Annotated in this window: 11 protein-coding genes and 2 pseudogenes; 6 read left to right on the top strand and 7 right to left on the bottom strand. The window is 54.7% G+C overall.

Annotated elements, in window-relative coordinates:
* The first annotated feature begins 173 nt into the window (after positions 1-173).
* A complete protein-coding gene (locus KBZ15_RS12570; RefSeq protein ID WP_255015537.1) occupies positions 174-542 on the top strand; it encodes a hypothetical protein in 369 nt (122 codons plus the stop codon).
* A gap of 155 nt (positions 543-697) precedes the next feature.
* Here the strand turns inward: KBZ15_RS12570 and KBZ15_RS12565 are convergent, their stop codons facing one another.
* The 3 genes from KBZ15_RS12565 to KBZ15_RS12555 form a co-directional block, all read right to left on the bottom strand.
* Positions 698-1,576, bottom strand: a complete 879-nt coding sequence (locus tag KBZ15_RS12565; protein WP_255015536.1) for an ArdC family protein — start codon at positions 1,574-1,576, stop codon at positions 698-700.
* Positions 1,577-1,881: 305 nt separating this feature from the next.
* Entirely contained in the window at positions 1,882-2,211 is a 330-nt protein-coding gene (locus KBZ15_RS12560; RefSeq protein WP_255015535.1) for a hypothetical protein, read from the bottom strand.
* 156 nt (positions 2,212-2,367) lie between these two features.
* On the bottom strand, positions 2,368-2,628 hold the full coding sequence (locus KBZ15_RS12555) for a hypothetical protein (protein ID WP_255015534.1): 261 nt from the start codon (positions 2,626-2,628) through the stop codon (positions 2,368-2,370).
* 96 nt (positions 2,629-2,724) lie between these two features.
* Here KBZ15_RS12555 and KBZ15_RS12550 point away from each other — a divergent pair, with 96 nt between their 5' ends.
* The 5 genes and pseudogenes from KBZ15_RS12550 to KBZ15_RS12540 form a co-directional block, all read left to right on the top strand.
* Positions 2,725-3,102 (top strand): transposase, encoded by a 378-nt coding sequence (locus KBZ15_RS12550; RefSeq protein ID WP_255015533.1) that lies wholly within the window; start codon positions 2,725-2,727, stop codon positions 3,100-3,102.
* Entirely contained in the window at positions 3,054-3,176 is a 123-nt protein-coding gene (locus KBZ15_RS18705) for a transposase (protein ID WP_396123472.1), read from the top strand. The genes KBZ15_RS12550 and KBZ15_RS18705 overlap by 49 nt, the downstream gene beginning before the upstream one ends.
* 323 nt (positions 3,177-3,499) lie before the next feature.
* The gene (locus KBZ15_RS12545; RefSeq protein WP_255015532.1) at positions 3,500-4,201 is read left to right on the top strand and encodes a glycosyltransferase family 2 protein; all 702 of its coding nucleotides are present in this window, start codon (positions 3,500-3,502) and stop codon (positions 4,199-4,201) included.
* Between the two features lie 13 nt (positions 4,202-4,214).
* On the top strand, positions 4,215-4,364 hold the full coding sequence (locus KBZ15_RS18700; protein WP_396123471.1) for a hypothetical protein: 150 nt from the start codon (positions 4,215-4,217) through the stop codon (positions 4,362-4,364).
* A 51-nt stretch (positions 4,365-4,415) separates the two neighbouring features.
* A pseudogene (locus KBZ15_RS12540) lies at positions 4,416-4,815 on the top strand (glycosyl hydrolase family 57); the annotation flags it as partial.
* 232 nt (positions 4,816-5,047) lie between these two features.
* Here the strand turns inward: KBZ15_RS12540 and KBZ15_RS12535 are convergent.
* The 4 genes and pseudogenes from KBZ15_RS12535 to KBZ15_RS12520 all read right to left on the bottom strand — a co-directional run.
* Positions 5,048-5,608, bottom strand: a pseudogene (locus tag KBZ15_RS12535) (ISAs1 family transposase); the annotation flags it as partial.
* A gap of 132 nt (positions 5,609-5,740) precedes the next feature.
* Positions 5,741-6,214 carry a transposase family protein gene (locus tag KBZ15_RS12530; protein WP_255015531.1) on the bottom strand — a complete coding sequence of 158 codons (474 nt, stop codon included), beginning with the start codon at positions 6,212-6,214 and terminating at the stop codon, positions 5,741-5,743.
* A gap of 1,070 nt (positions 6,215-7,284) precedes the next feature.
* Complete coding sequence (locus KBZ15_RS12525) at positions 7,285-8,394, bottom strand: glycosyltransferase (RefSeq protein WP_255015530.1); 1,110 nt, start codon at positions 8,392-8,394, stop codon at positions 7,285-7,287.
* Between the two features lie 251 nt (positions 8,395-8,645).
* Positions 8,646-9,165: glycosyltransferase (locus KBZ15_RS12520; RefSeq protein ID WP_255015529.1), on the bottom strand; the 520-nt coding region annotated here is incomplete at its 5' end.

Here is a 9,165-nt window from a genome sequence, read left to right as displayed (position 1 = left end):
CTGGCGCCAACCCGAAGAAGTGTGGATTAACAAGCCACCGGAAGAGAACGAACTGGCCCTGGAGTTAACGTTGATGCAGGCCGCCTGAGTGGCAGCCCAGGAGTGACATCTTTCCTGAAAGTCACCGAAATAAGACCCAAGCCGCGAAAGTTCTTGAAAAAGAATTTAAGAGAATGTCTTTAGCATTTGCAGAGCTGCAAGCTCTAGAGCACGGGATGCATTGCTCTTCCTGCATTCGCGACTACACCGAAAATGCCCGCTTCTGCTCAGGCTGTGGAGCGGCATTGGTCGTCGTTCAGCAAGAATATATCGAAGCCTTAGTGCTTGCAAAGCACCCATGGCTAGCCAAAAATAGGCTTGAGCTCAGGGAAAGAAAAAGTCAATGGGAGGAACTGACTGCCGACCAAGAAAAGCAAAATGCTGAGCGACAAGAAGAAAGCAGACAGCTAGTCAAATCTATTGCCAAAAGAGCAGCAAAAATTTCCATAAGGGGGGTGGGAAAGGGCCTAAGCTTCCTCGGCAAGACAATAGATAAACCATAAAATAATAACTATTAAACTCATAAAGACACCAGACGGCAAGAGCCGACTCGGGCAGCACAGCATTAAGCCCTGCAGCGCAATTTGTTAGAATAGAATGCTTAGCCTGATATATATCAGGTGCCGAGATGGCGCTGCCGGATAATCGCCAAATGCTATTAGCCACTCGACTCAGCCAAGGCTGCATCTGGCACTTCTACCTCTGGGCAAATCGCATCCACCGCCTGCCGGGCTGCGCTGATCACCTGCAGCAACACCTTGGGGGATTCGCGCAGCACTGATATCCAACTCTGGAGATAGGCGGCGTGATTGGAAAGCTCACAGCCGATCTGCAGCCGCTGCCCCAGCAGAACGCTGCCCAGCTCAGCCACAAGCTCTTCTCGGGCATAGCTGCTGGAGCCAAAGGCGCCGGATTGATCCCGCTTAAGCCGCGACTCGTGGCCGGTGGAATGAATGGCCTCGTGGCCCCAGGTGGCATAGAGCGCTGCAGCACCGTGGAAGCTCTCGCGCAGCGGCAGCTGGATGCGATCGGAGCTGGTGGAATAAAAGGCCCGCTCACCACCCCAGCTGGCTGACACCGGCCAAGCAGAGAGAACGTGCTCGGCGCGGGCGATCGGCTCAATTCCCGGCCGGGCCTCTGGGGCCGGCATGCGTGCGGCGATCAAGCCAGCCAAGGCATCACCTTCCAGATCGCAGGCATTGAAAACCGGCACTGGCCGGTAACTGGCCCAGCTGTGGGGCACCTTCTCGCCAGAGGAAGCCTCCTTCTCGCTGGAGTGCAGCTGGGGCCGCAGGATCCGAACGGACTTTGAGCGCTTGCGGGGGAAGATGCCCAACTTCTTGGCCTCCCCAAAGCCGCACCAGAAGGGCAGATCGGCGCCACGCATAGCCATGCCGAGCTCAAAAAGGATTGGATTGCTGCCGCGGTAGGCACGGCCTGTGAGCAGATTGATGTGAATACCACCGGTGTGGCAATCCCAGGGCTTACGCCATGGCGTGCTGCCGGCTTCTAAGAGCTCGATGAGATCACGCACCATCGCATCTTCTGGCGAGGGGCCTGAGCTCTTGCGGCGTGACTTTGGTGATGCGGCCATTGGATAGGAGCGCAAAGGACGTGAAGTGACTGCGCCGGTGAGGGCAAGGGCGGCGTTAGCCGCTCGCGTAGCCCTTGCGCCACCTGCGAACACTGAAGTTCCCTGCGCGTATCACCCCTCAACAGCCACTGGCTTGCGTGGCTCAGACCGCTGGGGCTGCCAGAAAGGCAGAGCAGAGCAGGTGGAAGCGAGAGCAAAAAGGCAAGCCGCCACTGGCGCAAAGCCGGCGGCTTGCCTGGATTGCCGGCTCAGAGGTGCGCTACCTCCCTGGGGAGCAGAACCCGGTGCATCTGGGCCGCTGCCAATACTTCCTGGCGATAGAGCTCTTCTCCAGCGGCGCAAAGTGCTGAATCGATGGCATCGATGCGTGCCAGGCACGCTGCGATGGCGGGCAACACCTCCTCTTCTAAGAGGGTGATTTCCTCTTCTCCATAGGGCTGCTCGCTCCAGGTGCGGCGCAGGGGCAACCCGCGGCGCAGCATCAGCACCACCTCAATCGAGCGGAGGGTGGATTCGAGCAGCAGGAAGGGATCTTCTTCTGGCCGGCAGAACTTGGACTGGGCAGCTAGTGATGCCATGACTTTCGGCGCCAGGTGTGGCGCAGCGATGGGACCGAACCCAGCGGCGTACTGACGCAGGAAGGAAGCACAATGGAGAGGACCCGAAGTAAGCCCCACAGGGCTAGGCCCAGCCAGGGCAAGGCTTCTGCAAAGGTCAGATCAAGGCAGGAGCGATCAGATCTTTCGCAAGCGCGGCTTATTGAGGTGATGTACCGCATGCACCACCACGCCAAAAAGCCCTGAGCGATCAAAGAGGTCTAGGTCCAGCGGAATTGCTGCCTCTCCTGGCCTCACCGGCTCAAGCAGCCACTGCTCCCCCTGGCGCAGCAGCGGCCGCAGCAGGAAGCTGCCCTGATGGGCTACGACAACAACGTGGCCGGCGCGTTGCCTAATTGTCGCCGTGCAGTGGCCTGGCCCACAAAGCCGAAGGCACACCCACAAAGAAGACGCAGCGGAATCACCGCTGCGCGGAAGCCTGCGGCTACACAGATCCCGAGAGCCACCTCATGCCGTCAGGAGGCGCCTTCCTGCATGCAGGGCTACAACTGCCAGCTGGCTGTCGACAGCGACCACCAGGTGATCGTGGCGGTCGGGGTGAGCAACCAGTCACCGGACTTTGAGCACCTCGAACCCATGCTGGAGCGCATCGTTGCAAGCGCCGGAGCGCTGCCGGATGTGATGACGATGGATGCGGCTTACTGTAGTGAGAACAATGTCAACGTCTGCGCGGATCAGGGCATAGATGCTTACATCGCCACCGGCCGGCTCCCGCATGGGCAAAAATTACCGCCGAAACGCGGCCAACTGCCCAGAGACGCCAACACCAAGACCCGCATGGCCCGCAAGCTCAGGAGCAAGAAGTGGGATCGAGGATCTACGCCCAGCGCAAAGCGATCGTGGAACCGGTGAACGGGCAGATCAAGGAATGTCGGAGTTTGCGGCGCTTCCTGCTGCGGGGATTGGAGAAGGTGAACGGCGAGTAGCACCTGATTGCCGCCACCCACAACCTGCGCAAATTATTCAGATACCGCCGATCACAGCAGCAGGAGCTGGCTGTAGCAACGGGATGAGGTGCAGTAACCCTGGCAATGAGCCGAGGGCTGAGCCATTCCAACATCGATAGGGGCCAAAAAAGTCAGAAGAACAGAGCTGCGGTCGTTCGGCTAGCTACGATCTGCTGTCAGCTCGGCCCCTCTATGCTCTATTGGCAACAAACTCCTAGGATGGAAGAGCTCGCGATAACCCAACTAATTTGACGACCGTTAGTGTCATTACTCCGACCAGGCTTTTACCTGATCGATTGTCTATGCTGAGCAATCTAAATCGCAGTCTAGCTGAAAATAGCTGCAATATTGAACATGTGATTGTCGTTGATGGCAACGACCTCGAAGCCCTGCCTGCCGAGCTTGCCGCCAACGCCACAGTGATTGCTTCTGCCCGGCCGATTGGTCAGGCGGCAGCTCGCAATCTTGGCCTGCTTGTTGCTCGGGGAGAGTGGATCACCAGTGCTGACGACGACGACTGGCTTTACCCCCATTCCATCGACAAGCGCCTGGCCGCAATCAATGGCCAGGCTGGGGCCCTGTGGGCAGCCGGTTATTGCACCGATGATCTAAAAAATGATCCCGCCATTGTGGCCGCTGGACTATGCTTGGCGGGTGATGTCTGGCGAGCCTGGCCATCCCCCCATGACAGCATTCCATTGGGGCCAACCACCCTGCTTGTACAGGCTGCCCTGCTAAAGTGTGTCGGAGGTTGGATGGGTCTGCCACAAGGTGAAGATGTGGGCATGATGATCGCGGTTACAAGTAGTGCAGCAGGCGTACTAATTTCTGATTATGTCTATCACATACGCCTCCATGTAGGCCAGATGACCAAATCAGCTTGGTTTGATGATTTGGAGCTTTTGTCGCGCCGATCTGCTTGGGAGCGCGGTCAAACCATCCTCTCTCAGCAGCTTGCAAGTTATTCAGTGCCGCTGATTCGCCAGCGCATTGCCACTCTTTGATTATCTCAAACCTGTGAGCAACCCCTCTCTGCTACCTATCGCTGGCCGCGAAGCCGAAATCCTCGCCCTGGTGCAGCTGCAGCAGCCGATATTTCTACCCACCACCAATCTCAAGCTGGAGCAGCTTCGTTCAGGCTTTGCCTGTGCCCTGCACATGCACTAGCCCACGATTCCAGCCGGTGCTAATGGAGAGCTGATCTCCCATCTCCAGTACATGGTTGAGCATCCCGGCGAGGGTGACAACCACAACCCTGAAGCCTTCGCCCATTGCTATCGGCGTTTGGCCGACATCATTCCCCAGTTGCTTGCTGAGGGCGCTAATCCGCGGATCATGCTGGATTACTCCGGCAATTTGCTGTTGGGATTTCAGCAGATGGGTCGCTAGGACATCCTCGACGCGCTGCAACGGCTGGCCTGTGAACCTGCCCTTCAAACCCATGTTGAGTGGCTCGGCACCTTTTGGAGCCATGCCGTGGCCCACTCCACGCCAATCCCCGATCTCAAGCTGCAGATCCTGGCCTGGCAGCATCACTTTGCGGCCATGTTTGGTGATGCATCTGCCAAACCACCCAGACACGCTCTACGAATTCAATAAGGCCCTGCGGGAGTGCGGCTTGCACGGCGACAATTAGTTAGGCGGGCGCGCCTACGTAGTTGACACCGGGCAGGTTAAGGCAGCAGCGATCAGATCTTTCGCAAGCGCGGCTTATTGAGGTGATGCACTGCATGCACCACCACACCAAAAAGCCCTGAGCGATCAAAGACCTCCAGGACCAGCGGAATTGCTGCCTCTCCTGGCCGCACCGGCTCAAGCAGCCACTGCTCCCCCAGGGCTGATTCAAAGTCTCAGTATGGGTTGGGTTGTGGCTGACGCCGTGCCATCGCCAGCAGCACCTTGATGTCATGCATCACCGCTTGCATGCCGGCTCGGATTGATTGGAAACCGGCCAGCCTCAGCAGGTTCATGGCCGCGGTGCGCAGCGTGCCCATCGCGCCAGCGCCATTGCCCCGGTAGCGGTGGGCATCTTCATGGAGCTGGGTGTCCCTAACCCAGTGCCAGCATTCAATGCTCCAGCGGTCGCGTACCAGTCGCAGCAGGGCTTCTGGGGTGGTGCGCAGGCTTGTGAGAAACAGGTGGGTCGCCCGAAATGGCTTGCCATCACGGATGCCATCGGCGGTCATCTCCACTATCCAGCTGGTGCCGATCCAGGCCTCACGGATGTGCTCTGGGGCTTGTTTGGCGCGTAGGGTCCAGGTGATGTTGCGTCCGTGGCCGATCTCGTGATCCATTGCCACAAAAGGGATGTGACGCTTTCCCTGGAACTGGGATTGAATCTGGCGATACAGCGTCTTCTGGTTGCCCTTGACCGTCAGGAGGAAGTCGGCCCCCTGCTCCTGGAGCTGCCGAAAAACGGACGCTGGGTATGCAAGGCATCCGCCTGGATCAGAACACCCTCAAGATCCAGCTCGCCAAGGAGCTGCCTCAGCACCGCTCGTTCGTGGTTCTCCCCGGTGGCGTAGCAGGCCTGGCTGTAGCCATCAGGCTTCTGCGTAGCAGTTGGCCAGCCCCAGGGCAGCTGAATACAGCGTCACCTGGGCAATGAACGCGGATCCGCCACCGGCCGTGGGCTCAATCGAGCCTCTCAAGGTCTTGCCATCACAGACCAGCTGGTCGAGATCGCTTGCCCCACCTGGGATCTGAGCAATTGTCCAGTCCCTGATTGCAGTGCACAGGGCAGCCACGTCAACCTGCCGAAAGAAGTAGCGGAAAGCTGAATCCGAGGGCGGTCGCCGCAGCTCCAAACCCAGCGACTCGGTGAGAACACAGTGGTGACGTATGGCAAAGCGCTCAAGATCGCGCAGGCTTTGGCAGCGGCTCAGGATGCCCAGTACTGCCACCAAAAGGAGGTACCAGACAGGAATGCGCACTCCACGACGCATCCGAGCATCCGCTATCGCCTTGAGATAGCTGATTAGGTCGAGATCGGTTGCAGCAGACTCGCTTTTGAGCACAGGGAGGAGGCGATTCCGCCGACTCAACTCATGCTGACAGCACTAGCAAGGATGGTTGTGACAGACTTTGAATCAGCCCTGCGTGCTCCATAGGCAGTTTTAGTGAATATCCGACGACTTTTCTGGTGATTGAGCACAGTCTGCAACGGTTAGGTGCACTTGGTTTCGAGCTTCTCGAAGGCTGATTGCCACGGTCCGCCAGCGCCTCAGTGAAGCTTTGGCGCAGCCGATGGAGCATCCCATCACTTTTGACCGTGTGCAGCCAGGGCCTACGTCTTAGGCGAAGCCCATCTCACAGCGCTTGAAACGGCACCCACACAGGAAAGCGCGGGTGGCACTCTGTTATGGTCGCAGAGATACAAGGGAACGCCTTTGGTGACATTGCCGTGAGTGATCACCTCTCAGCTTCAAACTACCTGTCTATCCAGCAATATCAGCTATGCTATGCACATTGAACACGGTCATTCCTTCAGGGATTCGTGAGCACACTTCAATAGATGATGGAAGTGGGTTCTCTACGCGGCGAGAGAGCGCCTTGGACTAGGACAGCGCGCACCTGCCAGCAGCTCCAGAGGGTGACAGGTGGGTTTTGGACCATGCTGGTGACCCGTGGTATCGAGCCAAGCAACATCGCCGCAGGGCGTACCTTATGCAAGTCAATGGTTCAGCGCAAGTTCAGTGATGCCGTCCATTCAGCCAGTAGTACCATTCACCAATACCGCATGTTCACGTTCACAACCACCCTCAGACAACATGGTCGCGATGTCTGACAGTTGCTTGAGCAGTAATGGGTTGCCCATCACCGCAGCGAGGTAATGCCGTCACTGCTGGCAAAGCCCTGAATCAACTATCAAAGCAAGATGACTATGTTCGCCTGCCTATCGGCAAGGACTATGGAAAGGTCAGAGTAGCGTCCCAAGCATTAACGAAAATTGATAGAGATATAAGCCATCGTTAAAATAAAGCATAGCAGTATAGATAAGTAAGACAGTAAAGCAATTAAAAAACTGCAATATATTCAGCGATGGGGCTAAAAGGGGGGGGCCTAAATAGGCAGGTCAGATACTAGCCTAGTTTGAAAAATATGAGGATGGGCTATGAAGAACTTGCGACCATGCTGATTCTATAGCAGGTCTAGAATATTGGCGGAGGAATAGAGACTTGTGGCGGCTACGATCAAATTTATCACCATCGTGTATAAAACAAATGAAATTATTAAGTCCAATGGAAAGTGATTGGAGTCCGATGTCTACCATAATGACATCGGGGTTTCCGTTGGCAAAGTCTGGGATCCCACCAACAGTGGTGGTAAGTATTGGTAGACCAACACTGGCAGCCTCAAGAAGAACAAGAGGCAATCCCTCGGTAGATTGACTTGGGAGGACTAAACCATGATAAGAAGAAAGAAGTTTTATGTATTCAGGTCCGCAAGGGTAAGGACCTTTGAGTGTGACACTAGAGAATAGCGAAGACGTGATACGAATTTTTTCTTCAAGATCAGACAACAAATTTCCCGAACCCCATATATCCAATTTGGGTTGTGGAGAAAAATCTAGCCGTGCCCAGGCGTCCAAAAGAAGTGATAATCCTTTATTGCCAGCAAGTCGACCAAAATAAGCTACCCTAATCTCACCTTGCAAAGTATGGGGAAGTATAGATTCGCGGGAAGTCGGATGTATTTGATGAAAACAAGGTAAAACGCGACAAGTAACAGTTGAACTAATTTTATTTCTTACTTGATCCTTTAGTATTGATGTTTGGGCCGCAACAGCGTCATACGCTTGCACAAGACTAAGCATTCCAACATCGTTTTGAGGGTAATCATCCGTAACTATCTGAACAATACGAAAAGCCCGGGAGCCAGCAAATAAAGAAAGCCATTTATAGCCAGAACCTATAGCAGTAGATATAAGTAAGTCGGGTGCGAAAATGCGAGTTAAGAAGCAAGCCTTTAGCCAATCAAATACCTTATAAACCTTACCTTTCATACCGGCAACGTTCGATATGGAAATATGTTGAAAAGCATCACCTTTGGATGAGTTTTGACTTATGATATTAATTCTGAGGACGCGATGGCCTTGTGAAACAAGAAATGATTCGAGCTCACCTGTATGAATTTCAAGACCGCCGCTTGATCCCAAAGGTCCTGCAATTACAATTTTTAATGGTAAGGCGCACATAATGCAATAAGTTTATTGGTAAACATAAGGAAACAGATAAAGCTTGAAAGCTAGACGTTACACAATATTACTAATGCGATTGAGATATTGTAGAAAGCTAAACATAAAGGAAAGAATGCTAATAGGAAAAGGTTGCGCTAATAAGCACAGTGAAGATTCCGTTGAAGTAACGACACGACAATGCTTAGTAAACATGGCCATGAGTCTCATTTCCTGAAACCAACAGAATTGGAAATATTTTTGTGGTTCCCTTATGGCTTTGTGATGGAAGGAGCGTCTTGGGAGAGAACTTCACCAACTACAGCACGAAGCGCCTGTTCGTAACCAGCCCAACTTAACTCGGCAGCTCGGCGCAGGCAGGCTAGGCGCATATCGACAAGTTGAGCGCGGTTGTCTACAAGTTGTTGTAACCGCTCGGCAATAGCCTGACTGTCTCGGATCGGTACAATGAAGCCTTCCAAACCATTCCGTATGGTGTGAGTAGCACCGGAATTTGGTGTGGTAATCACAGGAAGGCCTTGGGAAAGTGCCTCACTTATAACGAGGGCATACCCTTCGAAAAGTGACGGCAGTACCAGCACATCGTGCTGTCGCATCTGCTCAAGAACTTGTTGGTGAGGCAGCGTTTCAATCCAACGATGTCGCCTAAGTGCCGCAACCAGAGGCCGGCATTCAGGTGGAGACACCCTGCCTATAAGGGTGAGACTAACCTGGGAACCCATGGAGGCGACTGCATCTAGGGCGTAGGAAAGGCCCTTGCGCTGTCCAAGG

The sequence above is a fragment of the Cyanobium sp. BA20m-p-22 genome (assembly GCF_024346275.1).
Classification (GTDB): Bacteria; Cyanobacteriota; Cyanobacteriia; order PCC-6307; family Cyanobiaceae; genus Cyanobium_A.
This window is presented reverse-complemented; position numbering and strand designations above follow the sequence as displayed.

Bases quoted from the DNA above. Each gene is read 5' to 3' on its own strand.
- KBZ15_RS12565 (WP_255015536.1), bottom strand. From the start codon at position 1,576: ATGGTGCGTGATCTCATCGAGCTCTTAGAAGCCGGCAGCACGCCATGG.
- KBZ15_RS12525 (WP_255015530.1), bottom strand. From the start codon at position 8,394: ATGTGCGCCTTACCATTAAAAATTGTAATTGCAGGACCTTTGGGATCA.
- KBZ15_RS12550 (WP_255015533.1), top strand. From the start codon at position 2,725: ATGCAGGGCTACAACTGCCAGCTGGCTGTCGACAGCGACCACCAGGTG.
- KBZ15_RS12570 (WP_255015537.1), top strand. From the start codon at position 174: ATGTCTTTAGCATTTGCAGAGCTGCAAGCTCTAGAGCACGGGATGCAT.
- KBZ15_RS12560 (WP_255015535.1), bottom strand. From the start codon at position 2,211: ATGGCATCACTAGCTGCCCAGTCCAAGTTCTGCCGGCCAGAAGAAGAT.
- KBZ15_RS12545 (WP_255015532.1), top strand. From the start codon at position 3,500: ATGCTGAGCAATCTAAATCGCAGTCTAGCTGAAAATAGCTGCAATATT.